The 17,414-nt window shown below is 29.0% G+C and carries 11 protein-coding genes; 8 read left to right on the forward strand and 3 right to left on the reverse strand.

The window, feature by feature from the left end:
- Nucleotides 1-8: 8 nt before the first annotated feature.
- Together CLSA_RS04855 and CLSA_RS04860 are read right to left on the reverse strand one after the other, a co-directional pair.
- Entirely contained in the window at nt 9-1,652 is a 1,644-nt protein-coding gene (locus CLSA_RS04855) for a methyl-accepting chemotaxis protein (protein ID WP_158380590.1), read from the reverse strand.
- A 783-nt stretch (nt 1,653-2,435) separates the two neighbouring features.
- Nucleotides 2,436-4,466 (reverse strand): glycosyltransferase family 39 protein, encoded by a 2,031-nt coding sequence (locus tag CLSA_RS04860; protein ID WP_022744295.1) that lies wholly within the window; start codon nt 4,464-4,466, stop codon nt 2,436-2,438.
- A gap of 910 nt (nt 4,467-5,376) precedes the next feature.
- Between CLSA_RS04860 and CLSA_RS04865 the strand changes: the two genes are divergently transcribed.
- The 5 genes from CLSA_RS04865 to CLSA_RS04885 all read left to right on the forward strand — a co-directional run bounded on the left by CLSA_RS04865 (nt 5,377) and on the right by CLSA_RS04885 (nt 11,816).
- Nucleotides 5,377-6,642: a cation:dicarboxylate symporter family transporter gene (locus CLSA_RS04865; RefSeq protein WP_022744296.1), complete on the forward strand. Its 1,266-nt coding sequence runs from the start codon at nt 5,377-5,379 to the stop codon at nt 6,640-6,642.
- Between the two features lie 308 nt (nt 6,643-6,950).
- Nucleotides 6,951-8,543 carry a glycosyltransferase family 39 protein gene (locus tag CLSA_RS04870; RefSeq protein ID WP_022744297.1) on the forward strand — a complete coding sequence of 531 codons (1,593 nt, stop codon included), beginning with the start codon at nt 6,951-6,953 and terminating at the stop codon, nt 8,541-8,543.
- Between the two features lie 4 nt (nt 8,544-8,547).
- Nucleotides 8,548-8,937, forward strand: coding sequence for a hypothetical protein (locus CLSA_RS04875; protein ID WP_022744298.1), 390 nt, complete (start codon nt 8,548-8,550; stop codon nt 8,935-8,937).
- A gap of 560 nt (nt 8,938-9,497) precedes the next feature.
- Nucleotides 9,498-10,352, forward strand: a complete 855-nt coding sequence (locus tag CLSA_RS04880; protein ID WP_022744299.1) for an AraC family transcriptional regulator — start codon at nt 9,498-9,500, stop codon at nt 10,350-10,352.
- Nucleotides 10,353-10,682: 330 nt separating this feature from the next.
- Entirely contained in the window at nt 10,683-11,816 is a 1,134-nt protein-coding gene (locus CLSA_RS04885) for a deaminase domain-containing protein (protein ID WP_022744300.1), read from the forward strand.
- A gap of 54 nt (nt 11,817-11,870) precedes the next feature.
- On the opposite strand, the gene CLSA_RS04890 is transcribed toward CLSA_RS04885, so the two are convergent.
- On the reverse strand, nt 11,871-12,506 hold the full coding sequence (locus tag CLSA_RS04890) for a phosphoribosyltransferase (RefSeq protein ID WP_022744301.1): 636 nt from the start codon (nt 12,504-12,506) through the stop codon (nt 11,871-11,873).
- 479 nt (nt 12,507-12,985) lie between these two features.
- Between CLSA_RS04890 and CLSA_RS04895 the strand changes: the two genes are divergently transcribed.
- The 3 genes from CLSA_RS04895 (at nt 12,986) to CLSA_RS04905 (ending at nt 17,370) form a co-directional block, all read left to right on the forward strand.
- The gene (locus CLSA_RS04895; protein WP_041716091.1) at nt 12,986-15,130 is read left to right on the forward strand and encodes a PTS sugar transporter subunit IIABC; all 2,145 of its coding nucleotides are present in this window, start codon (nt 12,986-12,988) and stop codon (nt 15,128-15,130) included.
- Nucleotides 15,131-15,150: 20 nt separating this feature from the next.
- Complete coding sequence (locus CLSA_RS04900) at nt 15,151-15,987, forward strand: PRD domain-containing protein (protein WP_022744303.1); 837 nt, start codon at nt 15,151-15,153, stop codon at nt 15,985-15,987.
- A gap of 366 nt (nt 15,988-16,353) precedes the next feature.
- On the forward strand, nt 16,354-17,370 hold the full coding sequence (locus CLSA_RS04905) for a LytTR family transcriptional regulator DNA-binding domain-containing protein (RefSeq protein WP_022744304.1): 1,017 nt from the start codon (nt 16,354-16,356) through the stop codon (nt 17,368-17,370).
- The last annotated feature ends 44 nt before the right edge of the window (nt 17,371-17,414 follow it).

Below are 17,414 nucleotides of genomic sequence, written 5' to 3' on the forward strand. Positions count from 1 at the left end.
ATAAAATTCTATATTTGGAATTGACTAATAAGTTCTTGTAATTCTTCAGATACAAGATTTAATTGTTTAGATGCATCTACAATATAGCTTATTGAATGCTGTTGAGATTCAACTCTATTTGTAATATTATCAAATGTTGAAGAAATTACTCTAGCGCCAGATGTTAAATCACCTATTGTAGCTGTCATTTCTTCAGTTGTAGTAGAAATTTGTTGTGAAGAATCAGAAACATTTTGCGTTTGTGAAGCAACTTCTTTTGTCGTGTTTTGAATTTCTGAAAATAAATTATCTGTTTGTTCTGCAATTTTAATACCAAATTCAACTTCTTTGTTACCTTTATTCATAGAATCAACTGCATTTATAATTTCAGTTTGAATAACTTGAACAAGTTTAACAATTTTTTCCGCAGAATGTTTTGATTGATCTGCTAATTTGCGGATTTCATCTGCTACAACAGCAAAACCACTACCGTATTCTCCTGCTCTAGCGGCTTCAATTGCAGCATTTAAAGCAAGAAGATCAGTTTGATTTGAGATTTGAGTGATAACTTCCATAATTATACTGATTTCTTTAGAGTGTTCATTTAAAGTTTTGATAGCAGAAGCGGTATTTTCCATAGCATTTGAAATAAGGCTCATTTGTTCTACTACATTTTTCATAGAATTATTACCAGATAAAGATTTATTCTCCATGTTAATTACAGAAGAAGAAACATTATAAGCATTATTGGCAATTATATGTACGCCTTCTGCAATTTCAGTCATTGCATGTGCACTTTCAACCATAGAATGCTCCTGAGTTTTAATACCAGAGTCTATTTGCTGAATGTCTTTGGTAATTTTAGTTGAATGTTCGCTATTTTTTTCAGCAACAACTAATAGTTCCTTAGAGAATTCATCGATGTTATAAGAAGTTTCTTTAATTTTTAAAATTATTTCTTTAATTTGAGTAGTCATTGCATTAAATTTAGTATTCACAATTCCTAATTCATCAGTTCCAGTTTGTAGTTTGACATCAAAGTTACCATTGCTAAGTTTATCAATGCCTTTTACTAGTTCTTTAAGCGGAAATAGAGTTTTCTTTATAAATATAGATTGAATTGTTAGTACTAATACCAGAAAAACTACGATAGCGATTCCACCATATATAATAATTTCTTTTCGACCATTAACTATCATGTTTGCATCAACATCTGCTGCGAAATATGATGATATATTACCATTTTTATCTGTAATAGGATAAAGAATGCTAATCCATGTTCCGTAGTCATCTTTATATACATTTGTGAAGGTTATTTCTTTATTTTTTAACATTGATTGAATACTATTTACAATTTCAGTAGGTTGTTCGTACATATCACCAACTTTTAAACCTGCTTCTTTGAAAGCTTTAATAACATGAGAAGGAAAAGCAATGACAGAAGTTTTATTACCATCTTGTAATTCAGTACCATATATGTATCCCTGTGCTACATTAGGATTATATTTAGATAGAAGATCAAAAAATTCGGTAAGTTTTTTTTGCGATGGATCATCGTAATCTTTTGCTTCTTTAGCTTTTTCTACATCGTCAGGATTTAATTGATTTGCCCAATTTTGAGTGATTTGACTTGTTTGATTTCTTAGTGTTTCTAATAAAATTTTAGACTGCAAAAAATAACTGAAAGAAATTAAAATAATACCAATTAAAACAGTACTAGTAGTAGAAAACGTTAGTATTTTTTTTGCAACTGATAAGTTTTTAAATTTTAACATAAAATTCTCCTCCATTGTGTTTGAATAGCATAAAATATAGTTTTTACCCAAAAAGATCTAACCAAATTTTATTTAAAGCAAACTTGTTTATTTTTTACTTATATTTAGAAAAATGTACAATTCCATTATATAATAATATTTCATTAAAAGTAAATAAAATGTCGTTTATACAAAAAAATGTATATTTTTGTTTGCGAAAAGTTTGAAAAAGCAAAAATGTGTCAATTAAACAAGAATAATGTATGTGCTGATTGTATTTTTGCATGAATTATGTGATTCGAATAAGAAGTGTATTGAGGATGGCTAGAGATTCAATTAACATGTAGTAATCAATATCTTTAGCATGTAGATTATATAGAAGTTCTAAAAGTTTCGATTTTATTAAATTATTGCTGATGAGATGAACAGAATAAATTTATTGCAGAGACAATAGGATGAATTGATGTGCATTATTTGTATGAAAATATTATAGCTCAGTGATTAACCTTAATAATAAACTCCACAATTCCTATCCAGAATTGTGGAGCTTATTAATTTATAGAATTAGTTTAGAATTTACCTGTTTTAAATTATTTTTTTAGCAGTTTGATGTAAAACTCTTCCTCGTTATAACAAGGAATAATGTATAATTTATAAAATTGCTTTTTAGATCTTAAAATATTTTTTTGTTGTGGTTTAACATTATTGAGCTAAATCATATAATTTAACTGAACTTGTTTCGCCGCCAAATTCACTAGTTTTTTGGTTATTATTTTGCATATCTGAATTAGTTGAATCTTTCCACTCACTGTCAGGAACAGGTTTTCCGTTTGCTGCAATCCAGTTCATAATATCATTGTTTGAGTTAGATTTACTTGCTCCACCGCCCATATGACCTTTATCACTCACAATTGCATATCTAACAACTCCTCTAGTAACTAATTGCTTAAATTCATCTAGTGATAATATTTTATCTGATCCGCTGAATCCACCGATAGTCATAACAGGTTCACCGGTTTTAAGTATTAAATCAGAAGCATAAGTCATTGCAGAAGGGACTGCAACAAGGTATTGTTCATTTCCTTTATTATCTTCTAAGAACTGTATAAGTTTTGAATTGTTACTGCTAGTAAAATTTCTGTTTTGTTTGCTTGATGCAAGTTCTAATCCAGCAGCAGGACTACTTCCATTCATTGGGTAGAATAATGTAGTAAATGACCAAACTGTAGGAGCGGTTAAAATTCCAATAAAAGCAATGCTAGTCATTACTATATTTGGTTTTTTCTTAGATGCTTTTTGATTATTAATCGAAGCTTTTCTGTTTATGGCAGCATTTATAAATAATAGTGTTGAAGCTCCTATGCATAAAATTCCTGTTACTATAAGAGTGCATTTATAACCATTTGAAGTCTTATAATTAGGAGATAATATGAGCATTTCTATAAGCCCATTTACAATAAGGGCTAATGGTAAAAGATATTTTTTCCATCCATTTTCATTATAAAGTTTCCACATAGCTTTAAGTCCAATTCCGGTAAGAGCTGCAACTGATGGAGCCATTGTTGTTAAATAATATGTGTGAGTTACATTTTTTGAGAAACTAAAATATATAAATTCAGGCAATAACCACATAGACCATAATAACAATGATAACTTTCTATTATTATCGAAGCGGAAATTAACTTTTTCTTTTATTGCGGCTGCTATAACACCAATTATAGCAAAAGGTAATAACCACGATATTTGATCAGATAAATTATTATAATAGAACAATCTTGTAATACCAGTTTTTGAGCTATTTCCCATTCCACCGCCTCTAGCTCCTGATGGTTGGTTTTGTGATGCATTATCTTGTTTGTCTAATTCGTGTTGTGGTTGTGGTTGTTGTTGTGATTGATCTTGTGGTTGTTGTTGCCAATTTCCTTTGTTAGCATTTCTTCCGCCTATGCCTATTCTTTCTAAACCGTTATGACCTATTATTAGTTCCATAACTGAATTGTTGGTACTGCTTCCGATAAAAGGTCTGCTATTTGCTGGTACCAAATCCGCAATTAAAGCCCAGGAAAGTGATACTGCAAAAAGAATCACTGTACCTAAAATAAGATGTTTAAATTTCTTTTTGTAAGAGATAGCAGAAGAAAGAAAGTATGTTATAAAAATTGCAGGAGCTATCATATAAGCTTCCACCATTTTTATATTAAAACCTATACCAACTAATACTAAACTTAATAAAAGATATTTAAGGTTGCCTTTTTCAGCAGCCATAGAAGCAGTTAAACATGCAAGTAACAAAAATAAAACTAATAGATTATCTATTGTATTGTTTCTACTTGCTGCTACAAAAATAGGTGTTACTGCAAGACATAATGCTGCAACTAATGCTGCTAGATTTCCAAAAGATCTTTTCACAATATAATATATTAACCATACTGATATTACTCCAGCAAGTGCTTGCGGAAGTATAACACTCCATCCGCTAAAACCAAATATTTTTGCACATATAGTTTGTAACCAAAAACCCACGGGTGGTTTGTCAACAGTTACAAAACCTGAAGGATCAGATGATACAAAAAAGAAATTTTTAAAGTTCATCATCATACTTTTTACGCCTGCAGAATAGTAAGTATTAGCATAACCCTCTATTCCTAAATTTGCAAAGTTTAATATTGAAGATAATATTAAAATTATACCTATGCCAAAGTTTTTCTTTTTAAGTCTTATTTTATCTGTCACTATAATTACCTCCTCAGTAAAATATCCATTTCATTATTTATAAAAGATGTTGTAAATATTTTTAACAATAGCAATTTGTTCTGAATCTAGTAGATTTATGCATAAACTAAAATCTATTTTGCTTTATTGATATATTACAAAATAGTGTATTTATAATAAAAAAGTATTTCTATACACATATAATAATTGTTGTTTATGTCATTCAAGTAACAGTTATATCACAATTAAGTTACAGAATTGCAATATAACTGTTAGATTATTGTTTTGGTGTTTAAAGTAGTAGTAACAGGAAAGTTTAGGTACATGAAAAAACTGTATAAAACAGTTAAAAGATTAAATTAAGGATGCAGATAAAACAAATTCAGAAGTAAATAATAAAGATATGTGATTTGTTAATGCATAAAAAGTACGCAGGATTTTTTATGAACAATATACTAAAATTAAAGAATTCTATTATAATTAATGCTAAGTTAATATTATAAAAATGGAGTTAGAATAATTAATCTATTGTGATAAAAATTCATAATAACATTAAGGATAAATGGAGAAAGAGATTTTTGAAATATTGTATAGTTGGTATTATTATTCGTATTATTTAATGTGTTAAGTGCATTTAAAAGAATATTAATTAATGAAAAGCTTGCAGAAATGACACAGAAATAAAAAGATTGTTTTTAAATCATAACTTGTTTATAGAAGTTTATTTTTAAAGATTTCCTTAAGAAAAAAGATAAAATGCGTACATTTGCCCTGTTAAAATTGAAAAACATAAGGAAAAATTATTTTTTTTATGTTATACTATAGTCTGTGAATTGAATTTTTGCATGTAACTTTCTTGCACATAGTCAAGTGTTGAGAATTTGCAAGAAGAGAAAAAATTAGATTATATACAGCTGAAAGGGGCTATTAAATGAAAAAATCAGGACTAGCAATTCAAATTATACTTGGACTTATACTTGGTATTATAGTAGGAGCTATTTTCTATGGTAATCCAGTTGTTGTATCATACCTACAGCCATTTGGAGATATTTTTATCCGTTTAATTAAAATGATCGTTGTTCCTATTGTGTTTTCATCACTTGTTGTTGGTGTTGCAGGTGTAGGCGATATTAAAAAAGTAGGTAAAATTGGTGGGAAAACAATACTTTATTTTGAGGTAGTAACTACATTTGCTATTATAATAGGTTTACTTGTAGCTAATTTAGCTCATCCAGGAAATGGAGTAAATATTAGTGAACTTTCAACTACTAGTATTGATAAATATATGAGTACAGCGCAAGCTGCATCTAATCATGGATTTATGGATACATTTATAAATATTGTTCCAACTAATATTTTTGAGTCACTTGCAAAAGGTGATTTACTTCCTATTATATTCTTTTCAGTAATGTTTGGTTTAGGCGTTGCTGCAATCGGGGAGAAAGGAAAGCCTGTTCTTAATATTTGTCAAGGTGTGGCAGATGCAATGTTCTGGGTAACTAATCAAATTATGAAAGTTGCGCCATTAGGGGTGTTTGGTTTAATAGGTGTAACAGTTTCTAAATTTGGACTAGCTTCCTTAATACCGTTAGGAAAATTAGTTATAACTGTTTACTGTGCTATGATTTTCTTTGTATTTGTTGTGCTTGGTTTTGTGGCGAAATTATCAGGAACAAGTATTTTATCACTTATAAAAATTTTAAAAGATGAAATTATTTTAGCGTATACTACAGCAAGTTCTGAAGCGGTTTTACCAAAACTAATGGAAAAGATGGAGAAGTTCGGATGTCCAAAAGCAATTACGTCATTTGTTATTCCAACTGGATATTCATTTAACTTAGATGGATCTACTTTATATCAAGCAATTGCAGCACTTTTTATTGCACAAATATATGGAATTCATTTACCACTTTCTACTCAAATTAATTTAGTACTTGTATTAATGCTTACCTCAAAGGGGATGGCAGGAGTACCAGGTGCATCTTTCGTTGTTTTATTAGCGACTGTAGGTTCTGTAGGAATTCCAGTAGAAGGAGTAGCTTTTATTGCAGGGATAGACCGTATTGTTGATATGGCAAGAACTACTGTTAATGTAATAGGAAACTCATTAGCTGTTGTCGTTATATCTAAATGGGAAAAACAATATGATGCTAAAGAAGGCGAACAATATCTTAAATCAATTGAAGAAGTAGCATAATTAAATAAAAATATTGATTTAGGTAAAGTAATAAATAAATATTTGAAACTATAAAACTCACAGCAACACATTTTGTGTTATTGTGAGTTTTTTTAAAAATTTTTATATTTGTTAAGCTAACTTACAGAAAACTTAATTATACTAAAATTGACAAGGGTTTTGTGTTGTAACTAAGCATCTGATGCGAAAAAAATTCGTTATATAAAAACGCAGTAAACATAAAATAGCGATACTCAATCTAGTTCTATAATATATTTCTTAATTATAGGTCAAGTTTAGATAACAAATTCACATAAAGGAGTTTTCATATGTTAGAAGTAATTAAAAAAACAATATATTTAGTATTAATTTTTTTTATAGGACTTTTTATAGGATCATCATTTTTTATTAGAGCAAAGTATAATTCAACTGTATATGGTGATGCTCCCATTCTTCAAAGTCAAAAAATTGGTATTTTTATTTTCTTCATAGTTCTATTAACTTTGTTAAGTATAGCTTTATATAAATTATGCTTGAAATTTAATAAGTATAGTAAAAAAATTGTAATTCCAGTGACTTTGCTGTTTAGCTTTGTGATTCAAATAGTTATTATATTTACATTTACTAAATTAACTGAAGCTGATTCTCAAACGGTGCTTGGTTTGGCTTTGAATATGTTATATAAGAATGATTATTCTACGTTTCAAAGCGGTGGATATCTATACATGTTTCCTTTTAATTTTTCAATCGTATTATATTTAAAAACTTTGTTAGCTATATTTCCGGATAACTATTTGGTTATAAAGATTTTTAATATAATATTTACTCTTGTTACAACTTTAATGATTTATTTAATATACAAAGAGGTAAATTATAAGTCTAAGGAAAATGACTATGGTGTTTTAATATTTGCTGCAACATACATACCATCTTTATTCATGTGTAATTTTATATATAATGATATTATAGGTACAGCATTTCTTACTAGTGCTATATTTTTTATAATAAAATTTGTAAAGGAGAGATCTTTAAAGTATATTATTATTGCTTCAATTCTTTTATCAATTGGCAATTATTTTAGAAGTGTAGGAGTTATTATTTTAATAGCAACAGTTCTTTATATTTCGCTAAATTTAAAGATAATCGGAATTAAGAAGCTAATGACATCTTTTTGTGTACTAGCTGTGTTGTTTAATATTCCAAGTTGGACTCAAAATGCTGTTTTGCAATCAACTCATATTGTAAATGAATCTGTTACTAAAAATTCTGCACCAATATATATGTGGCTTAATATGGGAATAAATGAAAAAACATTTGGGTATTGGGATAATATGCAGAGTTATAATATTTATGAGCGAGAAGGAAATTACAATAAAGAAAAAAGTACGGAATTGTTTAAAGAAGAGATTAAAAATAAATTATCTGATATGACTTTTAGTGATTTAGCAGAAATGTATTATAAGAAGATTGTATGGACTTGGACAGAAGGAACATATCAATTAGAGAGAGATGGTATTGGAAGTGAAGCATCATTTAATCAAGGTCAAGGAATGAAGATGAATATGGTAACAGCTAGTGGATATAGCTATGATACATATGTTTCAAATTTATTTAAAGGTGATTCAAAATATAGAAGTGGAATTCTTTGGATATCATATGTGATGAATTTCCTAATGTATTGTTTTATTTTTATTAGATTAATAAATGGAATGAAATCTAAAAAATTTGAAGAAGTATTTTTAATTTTAGTTATCTTAGGGTTTGTTGGATTCTATATTTTATGGGAAATTAAGTCTAGATATATTTATCCAGTATATCCGCTATTAATAGTTTTATCATACATGGGATATAAGGATGTATATGATTTTATGTCAAAAAGAAATTTATTAAAGTATATATCATCATTTAAAAGAAGGGGATAGGAATATGAGAAAAACAGGATATAAAATATTTGCAGCTATGTTCTTGCTTACTTGTTCAATGTTATTGATTTTTCATCAGTCAATTACTTCAGCAATTATATCTCAAAACATAAGTTCTGATTCTGTTTCAACTATGGGGGCAGGTTTTGGAGGAGGTCATGATAAAAAAGGTGGACCAGGAATGAATGGTGGTCATTGGTCAAATGGAAATCAAGGCATGACTGGTGGTTCACCAATGAATGGAGCTCCAGGAACAAATGATGATAATGGTGCAAGTGGAGGAAAAGGAATGAATGGTGATATGGGAGTGAATGCTGGTCAAAGAGCTAATAGTGATCAAGGAAATAGTAATGATTCTGGAACGAATAGCAATACGAATGATAATAAGAATTAAGAAATTAAATTACTCAAAGACAAAGGCTCTAGCTCAAAATGCTAGAGCTTTTTGTTATAGATATCCAAACTATAAATCATACTTATGTGGTAAATAACCGAAATCAGAAATATTTTTGTTACGTAGGACTATGAAAATGACGTTGAAGGCTCTAAGTTGTAGGTTGTGCTCACTTTAGCATGCTCCCATTTTCAATGTGACAAGCTAAAGTGAAACAACCTACAACTAAGAAGCCTTACCAACTTATTTCCAAAGGCCTACTACACAAGAATATTTCCTCTTTCTAGTGGAGATATTAACCACAAATAAGTTGAGTTCTTAAATTGGATATCTATATTAACTTTATCTGTTTAATTGAGTTATAGATTTTGATATAGTATAAAATTTGGTTAGGACATAAAATAGTGATAATATAATTTTTATAGTGATTAATCAAAAGTTTTACTATAGTGTTATAGATAACAAAAAAATATAAAATTCAAATCTGTCATAAGACAGCATTTAAAGATAGGACAAACAATTAGAAAATATTTAATATATAGACAGAGAGGAGATGCTTTATGGATTGGCTTAATGCAATGAATAATGCAGTAGAGTATATAGAGGATCACATTACAGAAAAGATTGATATTGAAAAAGTGGCGAAGGTAGCCTTGTCATCTACGTTTCACTTCCAACGCATGTATCATATGATAACGGGTGTTACAATAGGGGAATATATACGGAGAAGAAGGCTTACACTTGCTGCTCAAGATATTGTATCTGGGAAAAAAATAATTAATGTGGCCTACAAGTATGGTTATGAAACGCCTGAAGCATTTACAAAAGCTTTTGGAAAAATGTATGGAATAAGCCCTTCGGCAGCGCGCGAGTCGGGAGTAAATTTGAAATCATATCCAAAACTAACCTTTCATATTTCGATAAAAGGAGATAAAGAGATGAATTATAGGATTTTTGATAAAGGAAGCTTTAAGGTAGTAGGTAAACAAACAAGAATAACTATGGCAGATGAACAAAATTTTAATCAGGTGCCTAAGTTTTGGTATGACTGTATGAATGATGGCTCGTATGAGTTACTTTCATCAAAGGCTGGTAACTTTGGTGTTCTCGGTGTATCTAAGGATTTTGATAAATGTACACAGGAATTTAACTATATGATAGCAGTTGAGGAAATAAATGAACCGCTTCCAAAAGGATATATTTCAACAACTATACCAGCAGCAACTTGGGCAGCATTCGAATCGGTTGGACCATTGCCTGAAGCATCACACGAACTTCTAAGGAGGATATATTCCGAATGGATGCCTTCAATGGGATATCAGCATGATTGTGCACCAGAACTTGAGATTTATCCTGTGGGAGATATGTTTGCTGATGATTATAAGTGTGAATTTTGGATTCCGATAAAGAAGTAAAATATATGTAAATAATAATTTAGCATATAAAAGATAATAATTATTTAAAACATCGTATTATTCAATCAGAAATTTTACGGTGTTTTTGATTTCTGTAGATAAACAACTTTGAATTTAGGCTTATGTGATAACTTACCCAAAGAAGCTGTATTCTTTTTCTCAGTTGCTATATTACAAAGCATAAGTTTAATTCATTGTCTGTTTATGTAAAATATGTTTTACTTATTTAAGTTCTTGGATATAATATGGTTACAAGTAAAATGCAATGAAAACTATGATATTAATTAGGTTTAAATTTTATAACATGGATGCTGAAGATAAGAGGTTAATATGATACAAAAAAGTACGATGTTAAAGAATGTAAAAAAAGAGCGAATAAAAATTAACAATCTAAATGAGTTTAAAGATGCGTTAAAAAGAGAAGGATATAAGATAAATGAATTTGATGAAGAAAAATTTAAACAGGAAATTACTAAAATTTTTGATATAGATAACGTTATAGCGGAGAGGGTACACATATGCATTAATGAGGCTGATGTTACTTATAGAGCAAATGATGTAATGGATTTTATAGACTATATCAAAAAAATTATATTATTTGAAAATGAACATAACAAACTATGCCAAAAAATAAGTAATATAAAAAAACTAAATATAGATAGAGTTGAATATGAACGTGAACAAAAAGTTAAAGATAATGTTGAACATATAGTAAATGTAATAGAAGAAATAAAAAGCAATATATCTACAATAATGAATAAAGAAGAAAAATCGATATTGGAAGTTTTGGAAAAAGAACTGGATAATGAGTATATTTATGCAAAAGACATTGAACTATTAAAAAAGATAGTCCTTAATAGAAATGAAGGGATAAAAGAAAAATATGATCATGAAACTAAAATTAAGACACTATCTATACAAATGCCCAAACAGATAAATTATCAATATATTAAAGCGAAAAAGGGGACTGTAGAATATCATCAGTATTTAAGTAAGAATATACCTAGAATACGACGTTTAATAAAAAATCTTAATAAATACACAAAAGTTGATGAATATGAAAAAACAACTTTTAAAATAAATCAAAGCAAAGCATTGCAGGATTCCATAAATATAGCGGTAGCGATATATGATGATAAGGAGTTTAAAGCAATAAGTGGTAGCAATGATATAAAAAAATATTACAAAGCGCCATCTAAAGAGAAAGCGGTTTTTAAAAGTAATAAAGTTAATAAGTTAGGTGAATTAGGGATAGGTTATGATAGAGTTAATGATAGTGAAAAAAAGATATTTGAAGAAATACATAAACAGATAGAATCAAAAGTATTAAAGAATGAAGGCAATCTTATTTTATATAGTAAATGGGAACCGTGTCCAAGCTGCTATTTTGTGATTAGTCAGTTTAGCAAAGTGCATCCAAATATAAAAATACAGGTTAAATATAGCAAAAAGTATGGTGAATAACTAAGCTTTGGATGATTGCTGTACTGAAATTTAATCGGTCTTAAAGATGATGGTTTATCTTTTGTTTAATTCACAGATTAGACTAAAGATTTCATCATCAGTAGTTTGTTTAAAATCATTATAATAAAAACCAACAGAGTGAAATTCATGTGGTATAAGCAAACAGATAACTTCGTCGATAATTTTTTCCAATACTGAAATCGTATCATGTGGTGCCACTGGTACTGCTAAAATAATTTTTTTTGCGCCATGCTTTTTAATTGATGCTATAGCAACTTGTATAGTAAAACCAGTTGCAATTCCATCATCAATAATTATTACTGTTTTATTTTTTACATTTGGAAAATTGTCATTTCCTTTATATTTATTTAATCTTCTTTTAATTTCTTCTATTTGTTCAGAGACTTCGGCTTTTATGTATTCTTCAGATATGTTTAACATATTTATGTATCTTTCATTAAATAGATATGATCCATCTAGAGATATAGCACCGATGGCAATTTCTTTATTATGAGGCAATCCAATTTTTCTTGGAATAATTAAATCCCACTCGAATCCAAATTTTTTAATAGTTTCATAAGCTATTGGTATTCCTCCTCTTGGAATGGGAAGAACAATAGGATTTTCATCTTTGAATTTTTCAAGTTTAATAGCAATTTTTTGTCCTGCATCTTTTCTATCTACAAACATATTTCAATACTCCTTTAATTTATATAAATTAGTTTGACTTGGATATTGCAGAATTATTCAAGAAATTTTATAAAATAGTATATAATAATTTGTTGAAAATATATAAGTCATATTAAAAAATAACAAGTAAATCTGCAAAAAACTACTTTCAGTCATAATGCATCATCAGAGTGGATAATAGGATTAGTATAAGATTAGTCTGCTCTCGTGCATGATGAAAAATAATAATGGCATTTTAGATTTTCTATTGTTATATTATGTACTTAAAGCAAAAAGTACATAATATATTGTAGTGATAATATTGACCAGTAATGACGAATATGATAGAATAAAAAACAATGATATAGTATGTAACTGGTAGGCAGGCATTAACTATACATAAATATTTGAGGATGTTTATGTTAGTTGATGCTTTTTTGCGCACAAAGCATCTAAAACATCCCTATATACAAAAAATATTTAAAAAAGGGGAAAATGTTATGAAAGACAAAATTTTTGGTATTTTACAGCGTGTAGGAAGATCTTTTATGCTTCCAATAGCTATTTTACCAGTAGCTGGATTATTTCTTGGTTTAGGTGGATCATTTACCAATGAAACAATGATTCAAGCTTATGGACTTACTGGGTTAATCGGACCTGGTACATTTATTTATTCAATCCTTTCTGTAATGAATGCAGCAGGAAATGTAGTGTTTGGCAATTTGCCTTTATTATTTGCAATGGGTGTTGCAATTGGTATGGCTAAAAAGGAAAAAGATGTTGCAGCTTTATCAGCAGCAATTGCATTCCTTATAATGCATGCATCAATAAGTGCTATGATTAATATTAATGGTGGAACTGATGCTCTTCTTAGTGGTGCATCAACTTCAGTACTTGGTATTACTTCATTACAAATGGGTGTTTTTGGTGGTATTATTGTAGGGCTTGGAGTAGCAGCGTTACATAATAAATTCTATAAAATTGAATTACCACAGGTATTATCATTCTTTGGTGGAACTAGATTTGTTCCAATTGTAAGTGCAATAACATATTTAATTGTTGGAATTTTAATGTTTTATATTTGGCCTCCAATTCAAGGTGGTATTTATAAAGTTGGAGATCTTGTATTAAGATCAGGATATGCAGGAACATGGCTTTATGGTTTAATGGAACGTTTATTAATACCTTTTGGTCTTCATCATGTATTTTACTTACCATTCTGGCAAACAGCAGTTGGTGGTACAGCTACAGTAGGTGGGAAAGTTATTGAAGGTGCTCAAAATATTTTCTTTGCTGAACTTGGAACTCCAGGAATAACACACTTTAGTGTTTCAGCAACAAGATTTATGTCAGGTAAATTCCCACTTATGATATTTGGTTTACCTGGAGCAGCGCTTGCGATGTACAGATGTGCAAAACCAGAAAAGAGAAAAGTAGTAGGTGGATTATTATTATCAGCAGCATTAACTTCGATGTTAACTGGTATTACAGAACCAATTGAATTTACATTCTTATTTGTTGCACCATTATTATATGGAATTCACTGCGTATTTGCTGGACTAGCTTATATGTTTATGCATATGTTAAATGTTGGAGTTGGTATGACTTTCTCTGGTGGATTTATAGATTTATTCTTATTTGGTATTTTACAAGGAAATGCTAAGACAAGTTGGATTTGGGTTGCAGTTGTAGGTATTGCATATTTTGTAGTATACTATGTATTGTTCTCTTTCTTAATTAAGAAGCTTGACTTAAAGACTCCAGGTCGTGATGATTCTGAAGAAGTTAAACTTTATCGTAGAAGCGATTTAGATGCAAAGAAAAAAGGTAATAATGCAGATAATGGAGAAAGTGAAAGTATAGATGAATTATCAGCTATGATCTGTCAAGGTCTTGGTGGTAAGAAGAATATTTCAGATGTTGACTGTTGCGCAACTAGATTACGTTGTACAGTTGTTAAATCAGAATTAGTAAATGAAGCTTTATTAAAACAAACTGGAGCATCAGGAGTAGTTCATAAAGGCGTAGGTGTTCAAATTATATATGGACCAAGAGTAACAGTTATAAAATCTAATTTAGAAGATTATTTAATTGCAGCACCTGATGAAGAAGTTGCTATAGATGCAGTAGAAGAAAAAGCACCTGAAATGCCAACTGAAAAGGAAGCGGAAGGAAAAGTTGTTAATACAATAGTTTTAAGCAGTCCATTAACAGGAGATGCTAAAGATTTATCAGAAGCTCCAGATGAAGCATTTGCAAGCAAAATGATGGGAGACGGAGCGGTAGTAATTCCAAGTAATGGAGATGTTGTAGCACCAGCAGATGGTGAGGTGAGTTTTGTATTCCCATCAAAACATGCAGTAGGATTAACAACAACTGATGGTCTTGAATTACTTATTCATATAGGAATAGATACAGTAAAGCTTGATGGAAAAGGCTTTGAAACTTTCGTAAAAGAAGGAGACAAAGTTAAAAAAGGTGATAAATTATTAAGCTTTGACTTAGAATTTATAAAAGAAAATGCACCATCTATTGCATCACCATGCATTTGTACAGCATTAAGCAGCAAACAAAAAGTACGTTTGTTAAAAACAGGTGATATAAAGGCAGGAGAAGACTTAATAGCAATTGATGTGCTTGAATAACATGTAAGAGGAGGCGTAAAATGTTCAGAGTGATAAAGTCATTAAATCATAATGGTGTACTAGCTATAAATATGGATACGCAGAAGGAATATATTTTGCTTGGAAAAGGCATAGGTTTTGGGAAAAAGGTGAATGAGCGTATGGAAGCACCGGAAAATGCTCAAATTTATCTGCTTCAACAAGAAACAGATAGAGGATCAGCTAAAGAAATAATAAATAATATAGACCCTCAAATCCTAGAAATCACAAGTACAATCATTATGGAAGCAGAGAAGAAATTCCAAAAAGTAGATAAGAACATTTTATGCCCACTTGCAGATCATATTGCATTTGCAATAAGAAGAATAAAAAATAATGAACAGATAAGTAATCCATTAACACAAGATATTAAAGCTTTATTTCCTGAGGAATATGAAGTAGCATGCAAAGGAAGAAACATTATAAAAGAAGTAGAAGATATTGAGATAAGCGAAGATGAGATTGGTTATATAGCTATTCATATTCATTCTAGTTTAGGAAATGAAAAGATATCTCAGGCAATGGAAACAGCAATGTTGGTTAGAGATTGTATTACATCTATTGAACAAAATACTGGAAAGAAAATTGATATTGAATCATTATCTTATAATCGTCTTATGAGCCACATTAAATATATGGCAGCGAGAACATTAAAGGATGAAACAATAAAACTTAATATGAATGATTATATTAGTGAAAGATTTCCAAAGTCATTTGAAATTGCTGAAAATATATGTAGGAAGTTAGGCCGTGGATTAAATAGAGAAATTAAGGATGTAGAAATCGGATATCTTGCAATGCATATAGAAAGAGTATTTTCAGATGAATTAGAAGAATAAAAAGTGCATATATTAATTAAAAATGTATAAGTTTTTAAAAAAGTAATTGATTTCATTAGAGTTTTTTTGCTATAAAACCCATGTGAATTATGTTTTATAATTTGCGTGGGTTTTTGCTATATAAATATCTATAAGAAGTTTGTAGTTAAATATATATTATATAATTTGGATTCGAAATTAGTAGATTCAAAAAAATAATAAGTCGATTTACCAAGTTTATTTTTTATTAGGGAATTTCGGATTTTCTATTTTATTTCATGTGCTTAAACACTCACTTGAAGTTTTTAAAAACATATTTTTAAGTATTTTAATATGTTATTGATTTTTATGGTAAAATTGTAATATTGAGTCTGAAAGGATGTTATTATGCTAAAAATTGAAAGTTTATATAAAAAACAAAAAAATAATATAATAAATGATTTAAGTATTAATTTAAAAAAAGGAAGTTCTATAAGTATAGAGTGTAGCAATGAGATGAGTGATTTACTGGTAGATTTAGTATTGGGAAAACAATTGCAAATGAAAGGTGAAATATATTTAGAAGATATAAAGAATTTAGAGTATGTTAAAAATGGCAGTACAAATATTGGAATCATACCAAGGGAAGATGCTTTTTATGAGAGAAGTACTGTAGAAGAATATCTAAAGTTTTTTAACAGTATATTATGTTCGAAGGTAGATTATAGAGATATAATGATAAAGTTTGAATTATTAGATATTGCAAATGTAAAAATAAAAAAATTAAATTATTCTCAAAGAAGAATGGTGAGTTTCGCAAGGGAAAGATTAAAGCAACCGAAACTTCTGATTTTTCAGGAGCCTATTCTTAATATGGATAGAGAAGGCACTAAAATAATAGCAGAAAATATTGAGGAACTACGTTCTAATGGAACAGCAGTATTAATTACCTCAGTGTTGTTTAAAGATACCTTGATGCTTGGAGAAAAAGCTTATAGGTTAAATGATGAAGGTCTACTTCAGTTAGATAATAATATAGGGCAATTGAATAAAGATGGGGGAAAAATTGAAGAGAAAAAACCAACTTATGAGATTGAAAAAATTGCTGCTAAACTAGATGAGAGAATATTATTATTTGATCCTAAAGAGATTGATTATATAGAAAGTGAACAAGGAATTAGTAACTTATTTATTAGAGGTGATAAGTTTCCGTGTAATCTTTCACTTACTAATTTAGAAGAACGATTAAAATATTTTGGATTCTTTAGATGTCATAGATCTTATCTTGTGAATTTGCAAAAAGTGAGAGAAGTTATTACTTGGACAAGAAATAGTTATAGTTTAAGTCTAGATGATAAAGTAAAGAGTTCTATCCCTTTAGCAAAAGGAAGATTGGAAGAATTAAGGGCTATATTAAAATTGTAATTTTAGAGATTTTACATGCCTTATTTGAAAAGTTGATTTATTTA

The sequence above is a fragment of the Clostridium saccharobutylicum DSM 13864 genome, assembly GCF_000473995.1.
In the GTDB taxonomy this organism is placed as follows: Bacteria; Bacillota; Clostridia; order Clostridiales; family Clostridiaceae; genus Clostridium; species Clostridium saccharobutylicum.